Consider the following 24055-nt stretch of genomic DNA (forward strand, 5'->3'; position numbering starts at 1 on the left):
GGAAAGTGGGACCAGCCCCAGGTCGGGGCGGGTCCCACTTTTTGTTTGTCAGGGACCGACTCGAGCAACCCCATGCAGAGTCACCGTCGAACCGATACTATTCCGGCACCCCCCTGGCTAGGAGCGACGTTGTCTTCCGTTGTGCCCCTTTTCGAACGACTGATCTCACCCACCGAGCGTCTGTATCTGGCGATGCAGACGCTTGCCCCTCCCTTCGCCATCCAGTTGGTGATCCAGGGGACGGGCTCGGTCGACGAGCGGGACCTCGCGGTCGCGGTCGCGGGCGCGTCCGAATCCTGCCCCGGTGCCCGGCTCGTGCGGCGCGGCGAGCGATGGGTGGACAGCCGCATCGCGCCCCCCGTGGTGGTGGCAACGGAACACTCGTTGGTGGACACCCCGCTCGACGACCATCCGATGCTGAGTCGTCCGCTCGACCCGGAGCATGGACCGACCTGTGAGGTCCTGCTGCTAGGAGACACTCGGAATATTCTGGTGTTCAGGGCTTTTCATGGCGTGATGGACGGAAAGGGCCTGCATCTGTGGGCTGCCGAGGTGTTCCGCCTGCTGCGCGGCGATCGGACGGTCGGCGCGCGGGACGCGATCGCCGACCACGGCCTCGTCGAGTCGCTCGGGATCGACGGCAAGCCGACCGCGCTGATCCCCACCGCGCGTTCGCCGTTCGGGCGGGCCCGCCCGGCCCCCGGCGAGTCGGACTTCCTCTGGCGCAGGCGAACCGTGGAGGGAACCTCGCCCGCGGTGGTCGCCCGGATCGCCGAGCTGATCACGGCTGCGGTCGGGGGTAAGACCCGGATCATGGTCCCCGTCGATCTGCGTCGGCACGACAAGGACCTGCGGTCGACGGCCAACCTGGCGCTGCCGCTGTTCCTCGACGCGACGCCGGGGGACGGTTGGTCGCGCATCCATGCCCAACTGCTGCGCGGGATGGTGGAGTCCCGCGAGCTCGGTGAGATGAACAACGGTGGGCTGCAGCAGATGCCGGTGTGGATGGCACGGTCCATCCTGCGCGCCGGCATGTCCATCGGCACCCGTACCGGGGGAAACCTGGTGTCGGCGATCGTCTCCCATACGGGGACAGTCGATCTCGACGAGTTGAGCTTTCCCGGATTCGCCGCCACCGAGGTGTGGGGCCTGCCGGTCCACACGGGCATGGTGCCGCTCTCGATCGCGGTGCTGGAGGCTCGCGGGCGAACCGAACTCGTGGTCTCCTGCCGCAACGGTGCGGGGATCGCGTCTCGACTCGAGCGACTGCTGGACGATATCGCCACCGCACTCGGAGCCCAGGTGCAGCCGGGGCCGATCGGGGCACAGGCCCCCGGGCCGGGGCGAACGGTGACGAGCATCTTCGACGGCCTGGTCCGGAGCGCGCCGGACGCGCCTGCCGCGATCGGCCCGGACGGTCAGCTCAGCTATGCGGAGCTCGACGCCCGTGCCGACGTGGTGGCAGCGGAACTGCGCGGCCGGGGTGTGCGGCACGGCGACGTCGTCGCGGTGCTGGCGCGTCGGTCGCTCGACGCAGTGGTGGGACATCTGGGAATCCTCAAGGCGGGCGCCGCTTTTCTCTCGCTCGACCCCAAGCACCCGGACGAGCGGATTCTCGGAATCCTCGCGGATTCCGGTGTGCGCCACTGCGTGACCGAGCGGGCGTCGAAGGGGCGGGCCGCGTTCGGCGAAACCGATGTCCTGGTGGTCGACGACCTGCCCCATTCCGGCGCCGACAAGCTGCCGGACCTCGCCACTGCCGACGATCTGGTCTACGTCACCTACACCTCGGGCTCGACGGGACGGCCCAAGGGCGTCCAGGTCGAACACCGGGGCATCGTGAACCTGATGCGCTCGGCCACCGACTGGTACCGGCTCGGGCCCGAGACCCGCTACGCGCACTATCACACGCAGGCGGCGGACATGGCGTGCGCGGCGCTGCTGCTCCCGCTGCTCAGCGGCGGTGCGGTGGTGTTGGTGCCGGACGACATCAATCACCTGGTCTTGTCGGAGATGCTCGAGGGTTCCACGGTGAACACGATGATGGTGACGCCGAGCCTGCTGGAAGTGATGGTCCGGCTGGAGCTGCGGCCGGTGGGGATGCGGGCGGTCAGCATCGGAGGCGAGGCGCTGCACGGGCCGCTGGCCGCGCGTGCCCGCGAACTGTTCGGCCCGGACTGCCGGCTGCTCAACAGCTACGGGCCCGCGGAGATGTCGATCGTGTGTACCGCCCTTGTCCTCGACGACGAGCCGTCGGCCGCGCCCCAGCCGGTACCGATCGGTGGGCCTGCCGCAGACACCACGGTTCATCTGCTCGACCCGGATCGCCTGCCGGTGCCCGACGGAGAGATCGGTGAGCTGTACTTCGGCGGCCCCCAGGTGGCGCGCGGCTACCTGAACCGGCCGGACGTCACCGCCGAACGCTTCGTCACCCTGTCCACGGGCGAACGGTGCTATCGGACCGGTGACCTCGGCCGCCGACTTCCCGGCGGTGCGCTCGAGTTCGCGGGTCGCGTCGACAGCCAGGTGAAGATCAGGGGCAATCGCGTGGAGCCCGGCGAGGTCCAGGCCGCCATCGAGCAGCATCCCCTGGTCGGCAGGGCCGCGGTGGCGGCGGTCCGGCGCGCGGAGCGCGGCGACAACGTCCTGGCCGCGTACGTGGTGGGCGCTGGCGAGACGGACGCGCCAGATGCACAGCAGCTCCGGGACTTCCTGGCACAGAAGGTGCCCGCCTACATGATCCCGGCCGAGATCCACATCGTCGACGCGATTCCACTGACCGCCAACGGGAAGCTCGACAGCGCGGGACTGAGCGTCGCCGACGCGGTGATCCCGGAGCAGGCGACCGACACCGCGAAGGGCCCCGGATCGGCCGAGCCCGACCGGCGGATCGAGGACGAGATCGCCGCGATCTGGGCGAAGGTCCTCATGGTCGATGTGAGCACCCTGCGCGCGGATTCGGATTTCTTCGCCCTCGGCGGGGATTCACTGGCGTCGGTGGAGATGCTCTCGCAGGTCTCGCGCACGGTGGTCGGACGCGCAGGCGAAGCGGCGTTCGTCGCCGAGCTCGAGGACTTGGTGCACCAGCTCACCCTCGGCAGGGTGTGCGCCGCCGCCGTTTATGCGAAGCGGGCGGGGGAGCTCGGATGATCCTGGTGGGAAGCGGCGCATTGCTCTGGCGCGCTGCGCGATTCGCGTCCGCATCGGATTTCACGGTTGACCTGGTGTGCACCGGGCCCGGCGATGCCGCGCCTGCTGGGCTCGAGGGACTAGCGCACCTCGAGACCACGGATGTCGACGCCGAGGCAGCAGTGCTTGCGGAGGCGTGCACCGACTCGGTGGTGTGGTCGATCAACAACCCCATGATCTTCGGTCCCGCGCTCGTGAACTCCGACCTGCGGATCTACAACATCCACAACGGCCCCTTGCCGGAGTTCCGTGGACTGCCCGCCGCCGCGATCGTGCACGCGATTCTCCAGGGCCGCGACGAGTACGCGGCGACGCTGCACCGGGTCGACTCCGGCATCGACACCGGAGCTGTGGTCGACGTCGAGCGGTTCGCGATCGCACCCGACGACCGCTTCCAGGATGTCATGATGAACGGATTGCGCGCCTGCCACGAGTTGTTCGAGCGGAGCCTGGACGCGGTGATGACCGGGCCGGCACCGTCGGCGCCCGCAGCCGTCGTCCCCGGCGGTTACTACGGTGCGGCGAGCATTCGCGAGCTGCCGGGGCACCGCGGCGACGCGAACTTCGAGCGGGCAACCGCGCTCGGGGTCTTTGCTCCTCGCTACCCGGCGATCGCGGCCGCGGCGGCAGGCGGCGCCGTGCCGGATCTCGAGGCCGCCGCACTGATGTGACGCTCCACCAAGAGAACGCCGAACCACCAGCCAGATCTACCGACCCCCAAGAGGATCCAAGATGACCCAGTCGAGGTTCGAATCGATAGGCGCGTACCTCCCGTCCGCGGTACTCAGCACGAAGGACCTGCTCGCCAAGCTCGCCGTGCCGCCGAGCTTCGATCTGCAGGCGATCACGGGAGTTGTGGACCGCCGGGTGTACGACTCCAGCGCGGACAACTACGAGGATTCGTTCACGCTGGCCTGCAACGCCGCCCGTGACGCGCTGTCCCGATCGAGCTACGAGGCGGGCGATCTCGACGTGATCATCTCGACCTCGATCTCGCGGAGCAAGGACAGGGACTTCATGTACCTGGAGCCGTCCTTCGCGTCGATGCTCGGCAAGGAGCTGGGCGTCAAGGGCGCCATCCATTTCGATCTGTCCAACGCCTGCGCGGGGATGCTCAGTGGCGTCTACGTGCTCGACCGGATGATCCGCTCCGGCGCGGTCCGCAACGGGATGGTCGTGAGCGGCGAGCACATCACCCCGATCTCGGAGACCGCGGTGCGCGAGATCTCGGAGAAGTACGACCTGCAGTTCGCCTCGCTGTCCGTGGGCGATTCGGGCGCTGCCGTGATCATGGACCGATCCGTCGACGACGCCGACAAGATCGACTACATCGAGCTGATGACGGCGTCGGAGTACTCCGACCTGTGCATGGGTATGCCGAGTGACCAGTCGCCGGGCATCGCGCTGTACACCGACAACCGCAAGATGCACAACGAATCACGGTTCCTGCTGTGGACGAACGCGCAGCGGGAGTTCCTCGCTGCCCGCGGCCAGACCTTCGCCGACGAGGAGTTCGACTTCGTCATCCACCACCAGTTCGGCGCCTCGGCCGTCGTGTACATGAACGCGCTCGGTGAGAAGGAGTTTGGCACCCCGATGCCGCCCGCGCTCAACGTGGTGGAGAAGTACGGCAACACCTCCAGCACTTCGCATTTCATCGTGCTGCACGACCATCTGAAGGACAAGGCGGTCCCGAAGGGATCGAAGATCCTGATGGTTCCTGCGGCATCCGGCATCGTGACCGGCTACGTGTCCGCCACGATCACGTCCCTGGAGGTCTGAGCAACATGGGTATCTCGATCAAGTCCACCGGGATGAGCGTGGCCACGGCGACGACGAGCGCCATCGAGCATTCCGCGCGCGCGGCGCGCGGCGCCATGAGCAGTGCGGGCATCGAGCCCGAGCAGGTGGGCGTGCTCATCAACACCGGCGTCTACCGCGACTCGAACCTGTTCGAGCCGGCGATCGCGGCGCTCATCCAGCGGGCGGCGGGCATCGGCCTCGAGTATCCGGAGGGCGTGAGCAGGTCGTTCTCGTTCGACCTGATGAACGGGGCCTGTGGTGTGCTCAACGCGGTGCAGGTGGCGACCGCCCTTCTCGAAACCGACAGTGCGCAGTACGTTCTCGTCGTCTCCGGGGACACCCACCCCTCGCTCCAGCGACGCAGGCCCGCCGCGGACTTCCCGTTCGTCACGGCGGGGGCGGCGATGTTGCTCGAGAAGACCGACACCCCATCGGGATTCGGCCCCGTGCACGTCGCGGAGTTGGAGGGGACCCCGGCGACGAGGGGGTTCGCCAATATCGCCGAGATGGGTGTCCACGGTCGCTCGCTGGTGACCGTGGAGCGCGAGGACGGGTTCGAGGAGCGTCTGCTCGAGGTGGCAGGTGTCGCGGCGGGTAAGGCGATCGGAGCGCACGAGGGCGGGCTGGACCTGTCTCGGACCGCGCTGATCAGCTCGCGGCCGACCGCGGGGTTCCCGGCCGCCCTGGCCGCGCAGCTCGGTATCGCACCGGAGGCGGTGCTCGGCAGCGGTGTGGTCGAGGGTGACGCGCACACCGCCGCGCTGACGGCGGCGTATCACCAGGTGGACGAGGCGATCCTGGCCGGCTACGACACCGTGCTGTTCGTGGCCGCGGGCGCCGGGCCGAGCGCGGCCGCCACCGTGTACCGGCTGGCACCGACGGCGTGAGCAGGGCGACGACCACGACCGCGGTGCCCGCCCGCCCGGCGGCGCACTGCGGATCGGTGGAACGGATCCGGGCGATCGCGCGGGCGCACCCGGATCTGGAGGCGGTGATCTCACCGGACGGCAAGGGCGAGGCGGGTGTGCCGACGTACGGTCGGCTGACCTATCGGGAGCTCGATGACTGGTCCGATCTGCTCGCCCAGCGGTTCGAGGAGATCGGGATCCGGCGTGGGGTGCGAACCCTGCTGCTGGTCACCCCTGGGCCCGAGTTCTACGCCATCATGATCGGTTTGCTGAAGGTGGCGGCGGTGCCCGTTGTGATCGACCCGGGCATGGGGCTACGCCCGATGCTCACCTGCCTGAAATCCGTTTCCCCACAGGCGTTCATCGGCATCTCGAAGGCGCACCTGCTGCGATTGGTGTTCCGTTCGTCGTTCGCGACGGTGGGGGTCATGGTCACCGTCGGGCGCAAGCTGTGGGGCGGCCATTCCCTTCGGGCCTGGGGCCGGACGCCGGACCGCCCGGTGGCCCCGAGCCAGGAGGCACCGGCCGACGAGGTGATGATGATCGCCTTCACCACGGGCAGTACCGGCCCCGCCAAGGCCGTCAACCTCACCCACGGCAACCTCGCCGCGATGCTGGACCAGGTAGACGACGCCCGCAAGCGGGTGCCGCCCGAGACGTCCCTGATCACGTTGCCGATTTTCGGGGTGCTCGACCTGATGCTCGGCTCCCGTTGCGTGCTGCCGCCGATCGTGCCGGGGGAGGTGGGCTCGACGGATCCCGCGCACGTGGTCGACGCGATCCACCGGTTCGACATCCGGACGATGTTCGCCTCGCCTGCCGTGCTGGTTCCGCTGGTGCGGTACGCGCAGACGCACGACGTGCGGCTGCCGTCCGTGCGGTCTATCTACTCCGGTGGCGCACCGGTGCCGGACCACGCCATCGCGGCGCTCCGCGCGATCCTGCCAGCCGAGGCCGAGGTGACCGCCGGCTACGGGTCGACGGAGGCCCTGCCGATGTCGGCGATCGAGTCACGCGAGCTGCTCGGCGAGTTCGTCGCCCGGGCCCACGCAGGCGCGGGAACGTGCATCGGGCGACCGGCGCTCGGCCTCGAGGCGAGGGTCGTCGGCATCACCGACGAGCCGATCCCCACCAGGTCCGACGAGACGGCCGCGGGTGGGATTGGCGAGATCGTGGTGGCCGGGCCGAACGTCAGCACCAGCTACGCCTGGCCGGAGGCGGCGAACGCGCTCGGCAAGATCAGGGACGGTGACCGTACCTGGCACCGGACGGGTGACCTGGGCTGGATCGACGAGGGTGGCCGGATCTGGTTCTGCGGGCGCAAGAGTCAGCGGGTCCGCACCGCGGACGGAGCGCTGTTCACCGTCCAGTGCGAGCAGATCTTCAACACGGTCCCGGAGGTGTTCCGGACCGCGCTGGTCGGTGTCCGTGGTGACAGCGACACCCGCCCGGTGCTCTGTGTCGAGCTGATGCCCGGGGTCAGGAAGAGCGAACGGGCGCGGATCGAGGAGGAACTGCGTGAGCTCGGGGGACAGAGCCACACCACCGATCGAATCCACGACTTCCTCTTCCATCCCGGCTTCCCGGTCGACATCCGGCACAACGCGAAGATCGGGCGCGAGAAGCTGACGGTCTGGGCGGCATCGCAATTGGTGAAGGCGGAACGATGAATACGAAGGTCATGCTGCTGCGTGCCATCCCGGTCTTGGGATGGATCTACCTGGTGGCCGGGCTCATCCGGCCCTCCGGCAACCGTGTCGCGCGGGCGCTGTGGTGGATCGACGTGGTGCTCAGTGTCGGAGCGCACGCCGCGCAGATCCCGGCCGCACTGAAGGAAGGCCGCGCACGGGGGCATTCGGATGTGAAGATCGCCGCGATGACGATGCTGCTCGGTGCGACCTGGTGGCGGACCCAGTGAGGGCACTGGTGACCGGTGCGAGCGGATTCCTCGGTGGCGCACTCGCCCGTCGACTGGTCGCGGACGGCGAGATGGACGTCTCCGTGTTGGTGCGCCGCAGCAGCAACCTCACCGATCTCGGCGACACCTCGAAGCTGACCCTCGTCTACGGCGACCTCACCGACCGTGACTCCCTGTTCGAGGCGACGCGGGGAGTGGACGTGGTGTTCCACAGCGCCGCGAGGGTGGACGAACGTGGTGTCCGCGAACAATTCTGGAAAGAGAACGTGCAGGCGACCGTCGACCTGCTGGAGGCGTCCCACCGAAACGGTGTGTCGCGCTTCGTGTTCATCTCCAGCCCGAGCGCGTTGATGGAGTACGACGGCGGCGATCAGATCGACGTCGACGAGTCGGTCCCGTACCCGAGCAGGTACCTCAACCTGTATTCCGAGACGAAGGCCGCCGCCGAGCGGCTCGTGCTGGAGGCGAACGGCCCCGACCTGATCACCTGCGCGCTGCGGCCGCGGGCGATCTGGGGTGCGGGCGACCGGTCCGGTCCGATCGTCCGGCTGCTCGCGAAGGCATCCGAGGGCTCCCTGCCGGACATCTCCGGCGGCAAGGACGTCTACGCCTCGCTCTGCCACGTCGACAACATCGTCGACGCGTGCGTGCGGGCCGCGGGCTCGGACCAGGTCGGGGGCAGGCCGTACTACATCGCGGACGCCGAGACCACCAACGTGTGGGAGTTCGTCGGGGTGGTGTCACGGATGTTCGGGTTCGCCCCGCCCAGCCGCAGACCCAACCCTCGGGTGCTGGCCGCCGTGGTGACGATCGCGGAGGCGATCTGGCGGGTGCCCTACATCGCGAAGCGCTGGTCGCCGCCGCTGTCGCGGTACGTGATCGCGCTGATGACGCGCAGCGCGACCTTCGACACCGGCGCCGCGAGGCGCGACCTCGGCTACCGGCCGGTGGTGGACCGGGACAAGGGGCTCGCCGCCTTCAAGGACTGGGTGGACGAGCAGGGCGGACTCGAGGCGCTGGCGGCCCCGCTGCGATAGCGGCGCTGTCGGCCGGTTGGGCTACGGTTCCTACCCGTGCCGCACATCATCACCACCGTCAACGTCAACGGGATCCGCGCCGCAGCCAAGAAGGGCATGCTGGAGTGGATCGAGTCCACCGAGGCGGACGTCATCTGCCTGCAGGAGACCCGCGCCGACGACAAGCAACTCGCCACCACCCTGGCCGCTGCCCTCGAGGCCGGCTGGCACCTGGCCTCCGCCCAGCCGTCGGCCAAGGGCCGCAACGGGGTGGCGATCCTGTCGCGTAGGCAGGCGGACGCGGTGCGGATCGGGCACGGGGACGAGGAGTTCGCCGAGGCCGGGCGATACATCGAGGCCGACTTCGACGACCTCACGGTGGCCAGCCTGTACCTCCCCTCCGGGGAGGTGGAGACCGAGCGGCAGGTGGAGAAGGAACGGTTCCTCGGATCCTTCGGACCGTATCTGGCCGCGACGGCAGCGGCGGCCGAGCGGGCGGACCGGCACGTGGTGGTGTGCGGCGACTGGAACATCGCGCACACCGAGCTGGACCTGAAGAACCACAAGGGAAACAAGAAGAACTCCGGCTTCCTGCCGAACGAGCGCGAGTGGATGGGCTCGGTGTTCGGCGAGTTCGGCTGGGTGGACGTGATGCGCCGGCTGCACCCGGACCTCGAGGGTCCCTACACCTGGTGGTCCTACCGCGGCAAGGCATTCGACAACGACTCTGGCTGGCGGATCGACTACCAGGTCTCGACGCCCGTGCTCGCCGAGCGGGCGAAGCAGGCCGTCGTCGAGCGGGCCGCGTCCTACGACCTGCGGTGGTCGGACCACGCGCCGGTCACCGTCCAGTATCGCTAGTCCGATACCGCCAGTCCGATACCGCTAGTCTTCCACCGTGACGCGGTGGACATCGTTCGTGCTGGGGCGCCGTTGGGCCGTGCTGACGGTCGTGGTCGGCGCCATGCTCCTCGGGGGCCTGTGGGGATCCGGTGTGCTGGACCGGCTCAGCCAGGGCGGTGACATCGACCCGTCCAGTGAGGCGGCGCTCGTCGACGAGTTGCTGGCCGACCATTTCGGGATCCGCAGCCCGGACATCGTCGCGATCTACCGTGCCCCCGACGGTAAGACCGTCGACGACATCGGCCCCGCGGTGTCGGCCCGGCTCGCCGAGGTCGATCGGGGCCTGCTGGCGGAGCCGATCGAGGACTACTGGAGCGCGACGGGCCCGATCCGGTCGTTGCTGCGCAGCGCCGACGGATCCACCGCGCTGGCAGTGGTTTTCGTGGCGGGCAGCGAGAGCGAGCGGATCGAGTCGTTCACGGAACTCGAACCGCAGCTGACCGTGCCGGGGGTGTCGACCGAGCTGTCCGGGTTCAGCGCGATCGCGGACGAGGTCAACAAGGAGTCCAAGCGCGACCTGGTGGTCGCGGAGATGGTCTCGTTGCCGGTCACCCTGCTGGTGCTGGTGCTGGTCTTCGGCGGGCTGGTCGGCGCGGCGATCCCGGTCGCGATCGGCGCGCTCTCGATGTTCGGCGCGCTGGCCGCGCTGCGCCTGCTCTCGATGTTCCTCGAGGTCAGCGTGTTCTCGGTGAACATCGCCTCGCTGCTCGGGCTCGGCATGGCGATCGACTACGGACTCTTCATCGTCAGCCGCTATCGCGAGGAGTTGGCGGCAGGCGCGGGCACCGACGAGGCGGTCACCAGGACCATGGCCTCCGCGGGCCGCACGGTCGCGTTCTCCGCGGTGCTGCTGCTGTGTGCGTTCGCGGGCACCCTGGTGTTCCCGCAGCAGATGCTCAAATCGCTCGGGTTCGGCGCGATGGCCGCGGTCGCGCTGGCCGCGGTGCTCTCGTTGACGGCGCTGCCCGCGCTGCTCGCCATCCTGGGCCCTCGGATCGACGCGCTGACCTGGCGCCGCGGGGCGTTCGAGCGGGGTGAGGCTCGCGCGCAACGTTTCTGGGGCGCGCTCGCGACCGCCGTGATGCGCAGGCCGGTCGTCATCGCCGTCACCATCGTGACCGTGCTGTTGCTGTTGACGCTGCCGCTGTTGGGGACCCGTTTCGGCGATGTGGACCACACAGCGCTGCCGCCGGGCAACGAGACGCGCACGACGGTGGAGCAGCTCACCGCGCAGTTCCCGATCGCGAGCAGCGGCGCGACCGTCGTGATCCGCGGCGAGGACGGCGCGCCACCCGACGATGCGGCGGTCACCGAGGTGATCGCGGCGATCGGGGCGACCGACGGCGTCCAGCAGGCGATCACCGTGGGTACCGCCGATGGGATGGTCGCGGTCCGCGCGGTTCTGGAGGACCCGGACCGCTCGGTCGCCGCGGTCGACACGGTCCGCAGACTCGACGAGATCGAGGCGCCCGCGGGCACCGAGTTGCTGCTCGGCGGGATCACCGCGTTGTCGGTCGACAGCGTGAATTCGGTCCTGCACTATCTGCCGGTGATGATCGCGGTGATGGTGATCGCGACGCTGGTGCTGATGTTCTTCGCGTTCGGGTCGATCGTGCTGCCGATCAAGGCCGTGCTGATGGCGGCGTTGAGCCTGGGCGCGACCTTCGGCATCCTCACCTGGATCTTCTACGACGGCCACCTGGCGGGCCTGCTCAACGTCACCCCTGGACCGTTGATCTCGGGGATGGTCGTACTGATCATCGCGATGGTCTTCGGTCTCTCCACCGACTACGAGGTGTTCCTGATCTCGCGGATGGTCGAGGCGCGGCGGGCCGGGGCGACCACCGAGGAGGCGGTGCGCATCGGCGCGGCCAAGACGGGGCGGGTGGTGACCGCGGCCGCGACCCTGCTGATCTTGGTGACCGGTGCCTTCACCCTCTCCGACCTGTCCGTGATGCGGTTCATCGGGGTCGGGATGATCGTCGCGCTGATCATCGACGCCACCGTGGTCCGGATGTTGCTGGTGCCCGCGCTGGTGAAGCTGATGGGCGAGGCCAACTGGTGGGCGCCCGCGTCGATGGTCCGGTTGAGGGAGCGGGTCAATGTCCACTAGGTCCCGCGGTGTGATCGCCGCGGCGGTGCTGGTGCTGGTCGCCATCGTGGCGGCACTGCTGCTGACCACCGGCCAGGACAAACCGGGCTCGTCGGCGCAGACCGGGGTTCCCGCGGCAGCCGTCGCGACCCTGCAGAAGATCGACGAGGGCACCTGGCCGGACTCGGCCGTGGCGCCGGGCACCAAGGGCGGTGACCGCTTCGGCAACAGGGAGCGGCAACTGCCCACCACGGATGGGTCGGGTCGGGCGGTCGGTTACCGCGAGTGGGACGTGAACCCGAAGCAGCGCGGAAAACCGAGGGACGCGCAGCGCATCGTCACCGGCAGTGACGGTTCGGCCTGGTACACCGGTGATCACTACACGACATTTGTGAGGATGCGCTGATGACAACGGTGGACGGATTCATCACCGATCGAACCGGTCCGGTGGCGGGCATGCTGACCGGTACCGCGCCGGTCGGCGACACCCTCGCCTACGCGCTCTCCGAGCGCGGCTACACCGTGCGGGTGGTGCGAGCCCCGAAGATGCGGACGACCGACGCCCTGTTCGACGAATTCGCCGCGGCCCTGCAGTTCCCGTACTACTTCGGTGCCAACAAGGACGCGTTCGACGAGTGCCTGCGCGACGCCGACGACTGGCTGGGCGAGTCGCCGGGACTGGTGCTGATGATCCGCGACGCGGCGGACCTGCTGGCCGACGAGCCCGGCGAGTTGGGCTGGTTCGTCGACGCCGTCGAGGACGGCGCGAAGGACCGGACCGACGGTCTGCTGCGGGTGATCCTGCAGGCGGATCGACCGTCGGCGAGCGCGTTGGCCCGCCGCTGGACGTCGGCGGGCGGGGAGCTCGCGTGGGTGGAGCCGTAATCGAATTCCAGGTGGGTGACCGGGCATGAAAGGATCGGGGCCATGTCGAGTTCCGCATCGTCGCCGTCCGCACCGTCATCGGACACCGCCCCGGTGAACACCGCCCCCGCCGCGCCCGGCACCGCCGCCCGCCAGCGGGTGCTCTCGGGCATCCAGCCCACCGCCGACTCGTTCCATCTCGGCAACTTTCTCGGGGCGCTGCAGCAGTGGGTGCCCCTGCAGGATGATTTCGACGCCTTCTACTTCATTCCCGACCTGCACGCGATCACGGTCCCGCAGGAGCCCAAGGAGCTGCGGCGCCGCACGAAGATCGCCGCCGCCCAGCTGCTGGCGCTCGGCATCGACCCGGATCGGTCGACGCTGTTCGTGCAGAGCCAGGTGCCCGAGCACGCGCAGCTCGCGTGGGTGCTGAACTGCATCACCGGCTTCGGCGAGGCCAGCCGGATGACGCAGTTCAAGGACAAGTCCGCCAAGCAGGGCACCGAGTCCGCGACGGTGGGCCTGTTCACGTATCCGGTGCTGATGGCCGCCGACATCCTGCTGTACCGCCCGCAGCGGGTACCGGTGGGCGAGGACCAGCGCCAGCACCTGGAGATGGCGCGTGACCTGGCGCAGCGGTTCAACACGCGGTTCGGCAAGGCGTTCGTGATCCCCGAGGCGCAGATGATCAAGGGCACCTCCAAGATCTACGACCTGCAGGACCCCACGTCGAAGATGAGCAAGTCGGCGGCGTCGGCCGCCGGACTGATCAATCTGCTCGACGACCCGAAGGTGTCGGCGAAGAAGATCAAGTCCGCCGTCACCGACAACGAGCGCGAGATCCGCTTCGACCGGGAGACCAAGCCGGGCGTGAGCAACCTGCTGACCATTCAGTCCGCACTGTCCGGCACCAGCGTCGAGGACCTGGAAAAGGGCTACGAGGGCAAGGGCTATGGCGACCTGAAGTCCGATACCGCCGAGGTACTGGTGGAGTTCGTGACCCCGCTCCGCGCGAAGGTCGACGCGTACATGGCCGACCCGGCCGAGCTGGACCGCATCCTGGATGCGGGCGCGCAACGGGCCCGCGAGGTGTCCGAGCGGACTCTGGCGACGGTCTATGACAAGGTGGGGTTCCTGAAGTACAAGGGGTGATCCGCGGTGCCGGACGTCAAAGCGCTTCTCGAGCGTCTCCGTGCGACGCGGCCGTGGCTTGATCACCTGATCCGTGCGGGCGGGCGGTACCAGGCGCAGAAGGGCGACTACTTCGCGGCCGGGATCACCTATTTCAGCGTGTTCGCGCTGTTCCCGCTGTTGATGGTCGGCTTCGCGGTCACCGGTTTCATCCTGGTCGGACACCCCGAGCTGCTGACCACGATCCACGATGCGGTCAGCAAGGCGATGCCGGGAGACCTGGGCGTCCAGATCAACCAGCTGATCGATGCCGCGATCGCCGCACGCACCACGGTGGGTGTCATCGGTCTGGTCGTCGCTGCGTACTCGGGCCTGGGCTGGATGGCGAACCTGCGCGAGGCGCTCAGCGCGATGTGGGACCAGCGCCATCCCACTGCAGGGTTCCTGCGGACCAAGCTGAAGGACCTCGCGAAGCTGGTGGGTCTGGTACTGGCCCTGATCGTTTCGGTCGGTCTGTCGGTGATCGGTGAGGGCAGCACCACCGGGCGGGTCCTGGGATGGCTCGGCATCGACGACATCGGCTGGGTGGGCACCCTGGTGCGGGTCCTGTCGAGCCTGCTCGCAGTGGTGGCGACGTGGGCACTGTTCGTCTGGGTCATCTCACGGTTGCCCCGCGAGCCCATCACCCTGCGCAGTGCGGCAAAGGCGGCGTTGTTCGCGGCGGTGGGGTTCGAGCTGTTCAAGCGGCTGGGCGCGATCTACCTGAAGGCGGTCACCAACGGTCCGGCGGGCTCCGCCTTCGGCCCGATCATCGGCCTCCTGGTGTTCATCTACTTCACTGCGAGGTTGGTGCTCTTCTCCACAGCATGGGCGGCGACGGCGCACGAGAACGAGGTGAAGGCGTTTGTGCCGCCGCCGGATCCGGCGATCATCGAGGTGAAGCAGGCGCCGGCGAGGGGGCCGACGATGTCCGAGGCCCTCGCCCTGGTCGGGGTGGGCGCGGCGGCCGCGGTCGGACTCGGCGGATTGATTCGTCGGCGCAGGCGCCGCGACTGACCTTCGGTCTCGGCCCGGTCAGCGCCGACGTCGGAGCCGCGCGGCCGCGACGAGGAGCATGCCGACGATTGCCGAACCGACCACCGCGACAGCTGTTCTCGACAACCCGGGGCTGGAGTCCGCAGGCGCGGCCGCGGCGATCGGACCGCCGACCGGACTGGACGGTGGTGCGGCCAGGGTCACCGGTGCGGCTGTCTGCGCCTCGGTCGAGTCCGTGAGGGTGCCGACCGTTTCCGACGCCGGGAGCGCGAAACCGTAGTCGAGGAGTCGGGCGGCCTGTTCCCACGGGCGAATCGGTTTGACGTCACCCGCCATCAGGGTCACCACGAGCGTTCGGCCGTTGCGTTCGGCGGCACCGACGAAGGTCTGCCGCGCATCGTCGGTGTACCCGGTCTTGCCTCCGAGTGCTCCGTCGTAGTTGTAGAGCAGCTTGTTGTCATTGGCGAGGGTGAACCCGGGGTGGTCCTTGTCCTCCGGGTCGGTGGGGTCCTTCGGGAATCCAGGGAACGGTACCGACTCGGTATGGATGAAATCGGCGAAGGTCTTGTCCCGCATGGCCTCACGGAAGATGACGGCGAGATCGTATGCGGAGCTGGACATTCCGGGCCCGTCCAGGCCGGACGGGGTGGCGGTGCGGGTGTCGAGGGCGCCGAGCGAGCGGGCCAGCTCGTTCATCTTCTCCACGGTGCGCTCGTCGCCGCCGAGCTGCGCGGCGAGCGCGTGCGCGGCATCGTTGCCCGAGGCCATCACCAGGCCCTGCATGAGCTGGCGGTTGGTGTATCGCCCGTCCTTGCCGAGGCCGACCGCGCTGCCCTCGGCGTTCGCGTCGTCGGCGGTGGCGGTGACGGTGGTGTCGAGGTCGAGCTCGCGCAGGGCGAGGATCGCGAGGAGCACCTTGATGGTGCTCGCGGGGCGGTAGCGCCCGTGTGGGTCCTTGGCCGCGATCACGGCGCCCGAGTCGAGGTCGGCGAGCACCCACCCGGTCGCGGAGATCTCGGCGGGCAGACCGGGTGCGCCGTCGGGAGCGATGGCGCCGCACTCGCCGAGGCGGGCGCCGCCGACCGGCCGGGCGGGGACGGGTAGCGCGGCGGGCGCGGTCTGTCCGGGGGCAGGCACCTCGGAGAGATCGATGGCCTGCGGCGGGGAGTTGCGCTGCGGGCAGTGGTCGGTGTTCGGGGTGGTGAACGGCGTGGTGGTGGTCGTGCTCGAATCCGGCGGCATGGGGGAGGGCTGCGCGACCGCCGGCGCGCCGACCAGGGCGATCGAGGCGACGGCGGCCAGTGCGGTCAGGGCTCGTGCGGGCGCGTTCATCGAGGATGCAGGGTATTCGACCCGGTGCTGGGGTCCAAGTTTCCACACCGGCCCGTGATCGAATCGGGTCGAGAGCGGCCGTGCCGGCCGTGGTCGTGCTCGAATGAGCGTCATGACCACGAACCGGCACCGGGTGCGCATCGACGGGGACATTCTGCTGACGCTCGACGGCGACATCGTCACCATCGCGACGCCCCGATTCGCACCGGGGATCTTCTTCGTGCACGCGGAGCTCCTCGAGGTGCACGTCGTCCCCAAGGGGGAGGACTGGAAGGTGAGGCTCCAGACCACGGGGGTGAGCATTCCGTTCCAGGTGTTGCCGTTCAGGGTGCCTGCCGCGCAGATCCCGGCCTTCGCCGCCTTCGTCGAACGCGCCAAGGAGGCGAGGGAGCGGTCGCTCCGGGACGAAGCCTCCCAAACGCGTTTGACACCGTAGTGGTGGAGCATTGCTGCCCTGAAATGTAGTAGGTATGCTACAAATCATCGAAGACCAATGACAGGGAGGGTTCATGACTTCGCACAATGGGGTTGTTCTCGATGTCGACACGCTGCGAATGCAGTACGACACGAACGAGGTTCTGCGTGACGTGACATTCCAGGCACGGCGCGGCGAGGTGCTGGTCATGCTCGGCCCCAACGGGGCGGGCAAGACCACCACCATCGAAATCCTGGAGGGCTTCCGTGGCCGCTCGGCCGGCCGCGTCGCGGTCCTGGGTGTCGACCCCGAACAGGGCGACGAACAGTGGCGCGCTCGGATCGGCGTCGTGCTGCAGTCCTGGCGCGATCACGCGAAGTGGCGGGTGCGTGAACTGCTCGCCCATCTCGGCTCGTACTACCGCCCCTTCTCCACCGACCAGGTCCAACGCCCGTGGGACACCGACGAACTCATCGAGCTGGTCGGCCTCGCCGAGCAGGCCGACGCCAAGATCTCCACGCTGTCCGGCGGTCAACGGCGCAGGCTGGACGTGGCGATCGGCGTCGTCGGCAGGCCCGAGTTGCTGTTCATGGACGAACCGACCGCGGGCTTCGACCCGGCGGCACGGCGCGACTTCCACGATCTGGTGCACCGGCTCGCCGACCTCGAGGACACCACCGTGCTGCTGACCACGCACGACCTCGACGAGGCCGAGATCCTGGCCGACCGGATCCTGATCCTGGCCGGCGGCCGGATCATCGCCGACGGCTCACCCGACGAACTCTCCCGGTCGATCGCAGGCGAAGCCCAGGTGAGCTGGACCGTCGACGGTCGGCGCTTCGTCCACACCACCACCGAGTCGACCAAGTACGTGCACGAGTTGTTCAAGCAGCACGGCGAGAGCATCGCCGACCTCGAGGTGCGCCGAGCCTCGCTGGAAGACACCTACATGACCCTGGTCAAGCGCGCCGAGTCCGGCGAAGCGACCGAGCCCGTCCACACCCTCGCGGAGGTCACCCGATGAACGCCACTGCCACCCGCGCCGGTCTCGCCCGCGGCGGCATCGAACTGCGGCAGTTGTACACCAACGGCCCCGACCTGATCGGCCAGTTCCTCACGCCCGCAATCGCGCTCGCCGTACTGTTCCTGTTGCGTGGCCGTATGTACGGCGACAGCGGGCTGTCCGTCGCCGAGCTGGCCGTGCCGGGTCTGCTCGGCAGCATCATCGCGTTCAACGGCATGTATGCCCTGCTCAACGTGCTGGTGCTGGACCGCGAGGACGGGACGCTGTTGCGCGCCAAGGCGGTGCCGCGGGGCATGACCGGCTACTTCGTCGGCAAGATCGTGGCCTCCGCCGGGTCGGTGATCGTGCAGGTGGTTGTCGTGCTCGGGGTGGGCATGGTGATCATCGGTGGCTCCTCGCTGTCCGGACCGGGCGCGGTGGTGACTTTCGTGTGGGTGGTGGCCTTGGGGCTGCTGGCCGTGCTGCCATTCGGCGCGATCCTGGGCAGCGTGCTCGACACGCGGACGGCCTTTCTGCTGACGATGCCGCTGATGGGATTGATCGCCATCTCGGGCATCTTCTACCCGATCACCGCGTTGCCGGGCTGGCTGCAGGCCGTCGGCCAGTCCTTCCCGATGTACTGGCTCGGCCTCGGCATGCGCTCGGCGCTGCTGCCCGAGGAGGCGGCCGCAATCGAGATCGGCCAGTCCTGGCGGCACCTCGAGACCGCGGCGGTGCTGGGTGTTTGGGCCGTCGTAGGCCTGATGATCGCGCCGGTAGTGTTGCGACGCATGGCGCGTCACGAATCAGGATCGAGCATGGCCGAGCGGCGGGACAAGGCGATGCAGCGTGCCTTCTGAGGTCATCTACAACCGCATCGCGATGCTCCGCGCCGAGCGGGGCATCTCGCGGCGGGAACTGGCCGAGGCGCTGGGGGTCCACTATCAGACCGTTGGCTACCTCGAGCGCGGCGAATACAGCCCCAGCCTGCACCTGGCGTTGCGGATCGCGGCGTACTTCGAGGTGGCGGTGGAGGTCGTGTTCTCCACGGAGCCCTTTCCCCGTCTGGGGTCGGGTGCCGCAGTCGCCGATTCTTGACGCAGAAGCCACGAACGATGTCGTCGATGCAGGACATCGTCAGCGCAGAGGACCCCGCGCCAGACCGGCCGCGAGGTCCTCTGTGGTCGCCGACGAGTCCTTCCGTATGTATCGGTCCTCAGCTCCCGAAAACGCTGCCGATGCCTTGTCCTGAACTACTGGAGGAGCCACTCGATCCCGAGGATCCGGCCCCTGGGGCGCCTGCGGGGAGGAAGGCCTCGATCCCACCGCGGAGCGGGGGCATCTTGTGCCCGTCAGGCAACCGCGGATCGATTGCGCCACGGGCCGGTTCGAGTGCAGAGGTGCCTATCGCGCCGTACCCGGCGACGACGAGGTCGTTCATCGTGTTCGGCACCGTGAATCCGTCGCTCTCGCCGGTTTCGGCTGCGAGAACCTTCTCGACCATGCCGTTCGCTGGGTCGATCTTCACGAGCCGGAAATCTGTTGCCACGAATGGAGCGCGGCCGGGCCCCAGCGGGACTTTGTAGCCGAGTGAGATCGGTGCGAGCAGTCCGTCGCGGGTGATGGTCGGAGGGCCTCCCGCGCTCCAGGTGGGTTCCCCGACCGTCGGGCTGACCGGGAGGACATCTTTCGCGAGCGCCGAATAGTCACCACTCCAACGCCGTTGGCACTGAGCATCGTAGGAGGTCAGGCTCGCGCCCTGATCGCCGAGCAGGTAGATGTGTCCGTCAGGACCTGCGGTCGGTGAGCCCCCGTTACTGCCGGCATCTGCGGTGCAGCGGATCGCCCCGTCGTTGGCCCCGACCGCGTAGAGGATTCCGGTGTTGTCGGTGACGTAGGCAGCGCTTCCGTCCGCCGAGATCGACGGGCTCGAGCCGCTGCCGCTGCCGACGGGTGCGCTGAAGGCGAGTGTGATCGTGCCCTGCGCACCGTCCGCGCCGGGGGCGTAGTCGATTCCGTAGACGTACCCCTTCGTCATGTCCGATGCGACGGTGAAGATCCGGCCGGTCTTGTTCGACACCGACGGCGTGTTGGCCTGCGGCATGGTGCCGCCCCAGAACAGTTCCCATGCCGGGGCTTTGAGTTCGGGATCGAGTAGTCCGCCGCCGAGGAGAGTGGGCGGTTGGGGTTGGCTCGCCGCCGGCGCCGCGGTGGCAGGCAACTGCGTCACGGGTGCCCGCAACGCTCCGGTCGCCGGGTCGACCACCACCACCTTGTTCCACGTCGTGACACCCATGACGGAGCCGTCAGCGAGGAACTGGGCGGTGACCAGTGGTCGGAACGGGGTTGCCCGGGCGGGTTCCTGCCAGGGGGCGCCCGGGACCGCATCGGGCAGCGGAATCTTCCACTTCACCTGACCATCCGGGCGGAACGCCCACAGCTGATTGCAGTCGCTGACATAGAGCTCGCCGTTGCGGGCTACCAGCGGGCTCTGAAGGACGGCGCAGCTGTCGAAGTCCTCGGAGTTCTGCCACTCGGCAGACTTCCATCTCAGCGTTCCGTCGGGTGCGTACGCGTACAGATTGGATTGACCCGGTCCGAGTCCGGTGGTGACATAGGTCGTCCCATCCGGGCCGACCACGGGGGCTGTGAGCACCGAAGCGTTCGCCAGCCCGGACCATGCGGACTTGTACTCATCACTCGGCGAGACCGGGACCGATTTCCGGTTGCCGGCGTCGCCGTGCAGGGTCGCCCAGCCGGTCTGCGCGTAGTACGCATCGATGCCAGGTGTGTCCGCGGCCGCGTTCGGTGCGCCAACTCCCGTAGCCGCAAGCGCGGCGCAGGCGAGGACGGTGGCGGACCTGCGAGTGATCCATGTCGATTTCAGCAACTAGCACCTCCCGTACAATTAGGCGTTACATGGTGTATCGCCTGAAGCCGTGACAGCATGTAACGCCAGTCACATCGACGTCAAGGGGGAAGTTGGGTGGCGCGGGGAAGCACTACGCACAAGTTGGGGCCGCATCAAGACCCGGCGGTCGACGCCGCGATACTCTCCGCGACTCGCCGATTGCTGGTCGAAGTCGGCTATTCCGATATCACGATCAACTCGATCGCGGCGGCCGCCGGTGTCGGTCGACCCGCCGTCTACCGCCGGTGGCCGGCCAAGGTTCACATCGTTCACGAGGCTGTGTTTCCCCCGTTGACGGCTGAGTGGGTGTCTGACGATCAGGTCGAAAATGAAGTCAGGAGACTGGTTTTCGGTGCGGTGGCGCTTTTCGGTGACCCGGTCACCCGAGAGGCAGTCCCGGGCTTGATGTGCGACATGCGGTCGGATCCTGCCCTGAAGAAGGTCCTGGCCGAGCGCCTGCTTGCGGGGGCCCGCGAAGGCCTCGCGCAGACCCTCGCCGACGGGGCAAGGGCTGGGCAGGTGCGACCGGGAATCGACGCGGGAACTCTGCTCGACACGTTGGCGGGTGCGGCAATCGTTGCACTGTCGATCCGCGAGGTCGACGACCTCGAACGCCTCGCCACCTCGCTGACGGACTTGCTGCTGCACGGCATCCTGGCTTGAGAGGCCGGCGGGCCTGACAAGTGTGCAATGGATCTACATCGCATCCCAATATATGGATTCAATTTCTTAAATAATGGACTCGACTGTGTTGGAATGTAGGCAACAGGGAGGGGCTGTTGTGGAGCTGCTGGAGTGGGACGCCCGAACCTACGACGCGCTACCGCTGCCGCACAAGCGGTGGGGCGCCGCCGCGATCGCGCGGCTGGAGCTGGACGGCGGCGAGACCGTTCTCGATCTCGGCTGCGGGACGGGACGGGATGCCGAACGGCTTCTCGGATTGCTCCCGCAAGGCCGGGTGATCGCCGTGGACGGCTCCGCGCAGATGCTGCGGGAGCTGCGCACCCGGCTGGAATCGCAGCTGGATCGAATCGACGTCCTTCATGCGGACGTCCGCGAACCGATGGTCCTGCCGCGACCGGCGGATGCGGCGCTGAGCGTGGCCACCCTGCACTGGCTGCCGGACCACGCGGCGGTGTTTCGCACTGTGGCCGCGGTGCTGCGGCCAGGTGGGAGGTTCGTCGCCGAGGCGGGAGGCGCAGGCAACCTCGCGACATTCCGTACTGCCCTGCGAGCCGTGAGCGGCGCCGACGGCAGCGAGATCTGGAACTTCGCCGGTGCCGCCGAAACGACCGATCGCCTACGGGACGCGGGATTCACCGACATCGACGTCCGCCTGGTCGAGGACCCGGCGACCCTGGAGCGCGGCGAACAACTGGAAGCATTCGTCGCCACCGTTCTGCTCGGCGCCCAGCTGCGTGAGCTACCCGACGACGAACGCAGGCCGTTCGTGCACGCCGTTGCCGAACGGCTGCCCGAGCCGGTCGTCGATTACGTTCGGCTGCAGATCAGCGCGACACGCGGCTGACCTGGCGACGATCCTCACAAGCCGTCGACGGTCGAGCGGGGAACCATGTCCACCTCGATCCGGTCCCAGGTCTCCAGCGATCGGATCCCGGCCGTGCACACCGCGGTGGAGGCATAGCCATCCCAGGCGCCGGGGCCGTCGACACAGTCGCCGGATCCGCCGCCTGCCCGGACGGCGTCCACCCAGCGCTGGACTTCGCTGTCGTAGGCCTGCCCGAACCGCTCCCGGAAGCCGGGCGTGATCTGACCGCCCCACCGTCCGGAGTCGGTCCGCCGCACCAGCCCGACGTCGAGGCCGATCATGGCGCTGCCCCGGTCGCCGACGACCTCGGTTCGCACCTCGTAGCCGACGCCGCTGGTGACGAAGGCCTCGATGTCCACCATCCGGCCGGTCTCGGTCTCCAGGATCACCAGCTGTGGATCCTGAAGTCCTTCCGCCGCATGGGAGCTCGGCGTCGGCCGCAGCACCGTGATCGCCATGATCTCCTCGCCCAGCAGGTACCGCGTCGCGTCGATCTCGTGCACCACCGAGTTCCAGATCACCGCCGCGCTGTCGCACTGCGGCGGCACCGCCGGGTTCCGATGGACGCAGTGCATCACGAGGGGCTGGCCGAGCTCGCCCGCATCGATCAGGGACTTGAGCCGCTGGTGCTCGTGATCGAACCGGCGCATGAACCCGACCTGCACGAGCCGCCGACCGAGTTCCGCTTCCCGCCTGACGATCGCGAGTGCGCCCTCCGCGTCGGTGGCCATCGGCTTCTCGCAGAGCACCGGCTTGCCCGCGTTCACGCAGGCGAGTGCCTGCTCTGCATGCACGGCACTCGGCGTGGTGAGCAGGACCGCGTCCACGTCCTCGACGGCGATGGCCTCGAACGGATCGGCCACCAGTTGCGCATCCGGTGCGCTCGCACCGACCTCCGCGGCCCGTTCGGCGGAGGTGTCGCTGATCACCGTGACCCGCGCGCCGCTGATCCGCCGGTTGATCCGGTCCACGTGATCGGCCCCCATGACGCCGACTCCCAGCACGGCCACCCGCAGGTCCTCGGTACCAGACATGGTGTGCTCCTCCTGATCAGTCGAACCGGAGAGCCGGGACACCGCATCCCGACAGGTACTTCTGGGTGCGCGCGGCAATGGGTAGCGGCACGTCGCCCGCACACGGATACAGGTCCTGCTCGACGATCGCGAACAGGTCCACGTCCAGCTTCTCCACCGCGGCGAGCAGCGGGGGCAGTTCGGGGACGCCGCGCGGCGGTTCGACCATCACCCCGAGCATGACGGCCTCGCCGAACGTCAGATCCTGCTCGGCGGCCTTGGCGACGATGGCCGGATCGACCTGCTTGAGATGCAGGTAGCCGATGCGGTCGGGATGGTCTCCGATGATCGCGAGGTTGTCGCCGCCGCAGTAGCTGATGTGGCCGGTGTCCAGGCACAGGGTCACGAACCTCGGGTCGGTGTCCTCGAGAAACCGGACCACCTCGTCCTGTCTGCCGACGTGACTGTCGGCATGGGGGTGGTAACGCAGCGACACCCCGAACTCCTCGAACATCGCCCGGCCGAGCCGGTCGACCCCTGACATCTTGGCGCGCCACTGCTCCGGGGTGAGGTGGCTGTCCTCGCGCACGGTCCCGGTCGCGGGATCGCGCCACATCTCGGGTATCACCACCACCTGACGCCCGCCGGCCCCGGCCGTCAGCGCGGCCACTCGGCGGACCGCATCCCACACCGCATCCCATGAACCCGGCTGGTGCAGGCGCTCGAAGACGGTCCCGGCGGACAGCAGGAGGTCGCGGGCGCCGAGTTCGTCACGGAGCCGCTGCGGGTCGGTGGGCAGGTACCCGAAGGGGCCCAGCTCGATCCACCGGTAGCCGGCCGCGGACACCTCGTCCAGGAACCGCCCGTACGGCACCTGTCGCGGGTCCGCACCGAACCACACACCCCAGGAGACGGGCGCCGATCCGACCCGGATCACGCTCATCATGGCTCCTCTCCAGCCGCTCGGTGCGAC

At 68.6% G+C, this 24055-nt stretch carries 23 protein-coding genes; 19 read left to right on the plus strand and 4 right to left on the minus strand.

The window, feature by feature from the left end:
* The first annotated feature begins 129 nt into the window (after window positions 1-129).
* The 13 genes from C8K38_RS06280 (at window position 130) to yhjD (ending at window position 14880) form a co-directional block, all read left to right on the plus strand.
* The gene (locus C8K38_RS06280) at window positions 130-3150 is read left to right on the plus strand and encodes a non-ribosomal peptide synthetase (protein ID WP_179800461.1); all 3021 of its coding nucleotides are present in this window, start codon (window positions 130-132) and stop codon (window positions 3148-3150) included.
* Window positions 3147-3860, plus strand: coding sequence for a formyltransferase family protein (locus tag C8K38_RS06285; RefSeq protein ID WP_097210455.1), 714 nt, complete (start codon window positions 3147-3149; stop codon window positions 3858-3860). The genes C8K38_RS06280 and C8K38_RS06285 overlap by 4 nt, the downstream gene beginning before the upstream one ends.
* 61 nt (window positions 3861-3921) lie before the next feature.
* Window positions 3922-4971 carry a 3-oxoacyl-ACP synthase III family protein gene (locus C8K38_RS06290; protein WP_077040928.1) on the plus strand — a complete coding sequence of 350 codons (1050 nt, stop codon included), beginning with the start codon at window positions 3922-3924 and terminating at the stop codon, window positions 4969-4971.
* Between the two features lie 5 nt (window positions 4972-4976).
* The gene (locus tag C8K38_RS06295; protein ID WP_097210456.1) at window positions 4977-5879 is read left to right on the plus strand and encodes a hypothetical protein; all 903 of its coding nucleotides are present in this window, start codon (window positions 4977-4979) and stop codon (window positions 5877-5879) included.
* The gene (locus C8K38_RS06300) at window positions 5876-7570 is read left to right on the plus strand and encodes a fatty acid CoA ligase family protein (protein WP_257017082.1); all 1695 of its coding nucleotides are present in this window, start codon (window positions 5876-5878) and stop codon (window positions 7568-7570) included. The genes C8K38_RS06295 and C8K38_RS06300 overlap by 4 nt, the downstream gene beginning before the upstream one ends.
* The gene (locus C8K38_RS27365) at window positions 7567-7818 is read left to right on the plus strand and encodes a hypothetical protein (RefSeq protein ID WP_218840949.1); all 252 of its coding nucleotides are present in this window, start codon (window positions 7567-7569) and stop codon (window positions 7816-7818) included. Before C8K38_RS06300 ends, C8K38_RS27365 begins: the two co-directional genes overlap by 4 nt.
* Window positions 7803-8855, plus strand: coding sequence for an NAD-dependent epimerase/dehydratase family protein (locus C8K38_RS06305; RefSeq protein ID WP_257017083.1), 1053 nt, complete (start codon window positions 7803-7805; stop codon window positions 8853-8855). The genes C8K38_RS27365 and C8K38_RS06305 overlap by 16 nt, the downstream gene beginning before the upstream one ends.
* 36 nt (window positions 8856-8891) lie before the next feature.
* Window positions 8892-9695, plus strand: a complete 804-nt coding sequence (locus C8K38_RS06310; protein ID WP_097210458.1) for an exodeoxyribonuclease III — start codon at window positions 8892-8894, stop codon at window positions 9693-9695.
* Between the two features lie 37 nt (window positions 9696-9732).
* On the plus strand, window positions 9733-11850 hold the full coding sequence (locus tag C8K38_RS06315; protein ID WP_097210459.1) for an MMPL family transporter: 2118 nt from the start codon (window positions 9733-9735) through the stop codon (window positions 11848-11850).
* Window positions 11840-12235 (plus strand): ribonuclease domain-containing protein, encoded by a 396-nt coding sequence (locus C8K38_RS06320; protein ID WP_097210460.1) that lies wholly within the window; start codon window positions 11840-11842, stop codon window positions 12233-12235. Before C8K38_RS06315 ends, C8K38_RS06320 begins: the two co-directional genes overlap by 11 nt.
* A complete protein-coding gene (locus C8K38_RS06325) occupies window positions 12235-12714 on the plus strand; it encodes a barstar family protein (RefSeq protein WP_097210461.1) in 480 nt (159 codons plus the stop codon). Before C8K38_RS06320 ends, C8K38_RS06325 begins: the two co-directional genes overlap by 1 nt.
* A gap of 42 nt (window positions 12715-12756) precedes the next feature.
* Window positions 12757-13845, plus strand: coding sequence for a tryptophan--tRNA ligase (trpS, locus tag C8K38_RS06330; protein ID WP_245221169.1), 1089 nt, complete (start codon window positions 12757-12759; stop codon window positions 13843-13845).
* A gap of 6 nt (window positions 13846-13851) precedes the next feature.
* A complete protein-coding gene (gene yhjD, locus C8K38_RS06335) occupies window positions 13852-14880 on the plus strand; it encodes an inner membrane protein YhjD (protein WP_097210462.1) in 1029 nt (342 codons plus the stop codon).
* Window positions 14881-14898: 18 nt separating this feature from the next.
* Here the strand turns inward: yhjD and C8K38_RS06340 are convergent, their stop codons facing one another.
* Window positions 14899-16191 (minus strand): D-alanyl-D-alanine carboxypeptidase family protein, encoded by a 1293-nt coding sequence (locus C8K38_RS06340; protein WP_097210463.1) that lies wholly within the window; start codon window positions 16189-16191, stop codon window positions 14899-14901.
* A gap of 112 nt (window positions 16192-16303) precedes the next feature.
* Here C8K38_RS06340 and C8K38_RS06345 point away from each other — a divergent pair, with 112 nt between their 5' ends.
* The 4 genes from C8K38_RS06345 (at window position 16304) to C8K38_RS06360 (ending at window position 18707) form a co-directional block, all read left to right on the plus strand.
* Window positions 16304-16627, plus strand: a complete 324-nt coding sequence (locus C8K38_RS06345; protein ID WP_143548387.1) for a hypothetical protein — start codon at window positions 16304-16306, stop codon at window positions 16625-16627.
* 73 nt (window positions 16628-16700) lie between these two features.
* Window positions 16701-17630, plus strand: coding sequence for an ABC transporter ATP-binding protein (locus C8K38_RS06350; RefSeq protein WP_097210465.1), 930 nt, complete (start codon window positions 16701-16703; stop codon window positions 17628-17630).
* Window positions 17627-18469: an ABC transporter permease gene (locus C8K38_RS06355; protein WP_097210466.1), complete on the plus strand. Its 843-nt coding sequence runs from the start codon at window positions 17627-17629 to the stop codon at window positions 18467-18469. Before C8K38_RS06350 ends, C8K38_RS06355 begins: the two co-directional genes overlap by 4 nt.
* Window positions 18459-18707: a helix-turn-helix transcriptional regulator gene (locus C8K38_RS06360; protein ID WP_097210467.1), complete on the plus strand. Its 249-nt coding sequence runs from the start codon at window positions 18459-18461 to the stop codon at window positions 18705-18707. Before C8K38_RS06355 ends, C8K38_RS06360 begins: the two co-directional genes overlap by 11 nt.
* 118 nt (window positions 18708-18825) lie before the next feature.
* Here C8K38_RS06360 and C8K38_RS06365 read toward each other — a convergent pair whose 3' ends face one another.
* The gene (locus tag C8K38_RS06365; RefSeq protein ID WP_097210468.1) at window positions 18826-20499 is read right to left on the minus strand and encodes an outer membrane protein assembly factor BamB family protein; all 1674 of its coding nucleotides are present in this window, start codon (window positions 20497-20499) and stop codon (window positions 18826-18828) included.
* A 96-nt stretch (window positions 20500-20595) separates the two neighbouring features.
* On the opposite strand from C8K38_RS06365, the gene C8K38_RS06370 reads away from it, so the two are divergent.
* A complete protein-coding gene (locus C8K38_RS06370) occupies window positions 20596-21183 on the plus strand; it encodes a TetR/AcrR family transcriptional regulator (protein ID WP_097210469.1) in 588 nt (195 codons plus the stop codon).
* A 118-nt stretch (window positions 21184-21301) separates the two neighbouring features.
* Window positions 21302-22048, plus strand: coding sequence for a class I SAM-dependent methyltransferase (locus tag C8K38_RS06375; protein WP_209928792.1), 747 nt, complete (start codon window positions 21302-21304; stop codon window positions 22046-22048).
* Window positions 22049-22062: 14 nt separating this feature from the next.
* Here the strand turns inward: C8K38_RS06375 and C8K38_RS06380 are convergent, their stop codons facing one another.
* On the minus strand, window positions 22063-23103 hold the full coding sequence (locus tag C8K38_RS06380) for a Gfo/Idh/MocA family protein (protein ID WP_097210471.1): 1041 nt from the start codon (window positions 23101-23103) through the stop codon (window positions 22063-22065).
* A gap of 16 nt (window positions 23104-23119) precedes the next feature.
* Window positions 23120-24025 carry a sugar phosphate isomerase/epimerase family protein gene (locus tag C8K38_RS06385; protein WP_097210657.1) on the minus strand — a complete coding sequence of 302 codons (906 nt, stop codon included), beginning with the start codon at window positions 24023-24025 and terminating at the stop codon, window positions 23120-23122.
* Window positions 24026-24055 lie beyond the last annotated feature (30 nt).

The sequence above is a fragment of the Rhodococcus sp. OK611 genome (assembly GCF_003050885.1).
Classification (GTDB): Bacteria; Actinomycetota; Actinomycetes; order Mycobacteriales; family Mycobacteriaceae; genus Rhodococcus_G; species Rhodococcus_G oryzae.

What these genes read in the sequence shown, in the direction of transcription:
- C8K38_RS06285 (WP_097210455.1), top strand. Translation starts at nt 3,147, where the DNA reads ATGATCCTGGTGGGAAGCGGCGCATTGCTCTGGCGCGCTGCGCGATTC.
- C8K38_RS06385 (WP_097210657.1), bottom strand. Translation starts at nt 24,025, where the DNA reads ATGAGCGTGATCCGGGTCGGATCGGCGCCCGTCTCCTGGGGTGTGTGG.
- C8K38_RS06380 (WP_097210471.1), bottom strand. Translation starts at nt 23,103, where the DNA reads ATGTCTGGTACCGAGGACCTGCGGGTGGCCGTGCTGGGAGTCGGCGTC.
- C8K38_RS06320 (WP_097210460.1), top strand. Translation starts at nt 11,840, where the DNA reads ATGTCCACTAGGTCCCGCGGTGTGATCGCCGCGGCGGTGCTGGTGCTG.
- C8K38_RS06295 (WP_097210456.1), top strand. Translation starts at nt 4,977, where the DNA reads ATGGGTATCTCGATCAAGTCCACCGGGATGAGCGTGGCCACGGCGACG.
- C8K38_RS06290 (WP_077040928.1), top strand. Translation starts at nt 3,922, where the DNA reads ATGACCCAGTCGAGGTTCGAATCGATAGGCGCGTACCTCCCGTCCGCG.
- C8K38_RS27365 (WP_218840949.1), top strand. Translation starts at nt 7,567, where the DNA reads ATGAATACGAAGGTCATGCTGCTGCGTGCCATCCCGGTCTTGGGATGG.
- C8K38_RS06340 (WP_097210463.1), bottom strand. Translation starts at nt 16,191, where the DNA reads ATGAACGCGCCCGCACGAGCCCTGACCGCACTGGCCGCCGTCGCCTCG.
- C8K38_RS06350 (WP_097210465.1), top strand. Translation starts at nt 16,701, where the DNA reads ATGACTTCGCACAATGGGGTTGTTCTCGATGTCGACACGCTGCGAATG.
- C8K38_RS06345 (WP_143548387.1), top strand. Translation starts at nt 16,304, where the DNA reads ATGACCACGAACCGGCACCGGGTGCGCATCGACGGGGACATTCTGCTG.
- trpS (WP_245221169.1), top strand. Translation starts at nt 12,757, where the DNA reads ATGTCGAGTTCCGCATCGTCGCCGTCCGCACCGTCATCGGACACCGCC.
- C8K38_RS06355 (WP_097210466.1), top strand. Translation starts at nt 17,627, where the DNA reads ATGAACGCCACTGCCACCCGCGCCGGTCTCGCCCGCGGCGGCATCGAA.
- C8K38_RS06325 (WP_097210461.1), top strand. Translation starts at nt 12,235, where the DNA reads ATGACAACGGTGGACGGATTCATCACCGATCGAACCGGTCCGGTGGCG.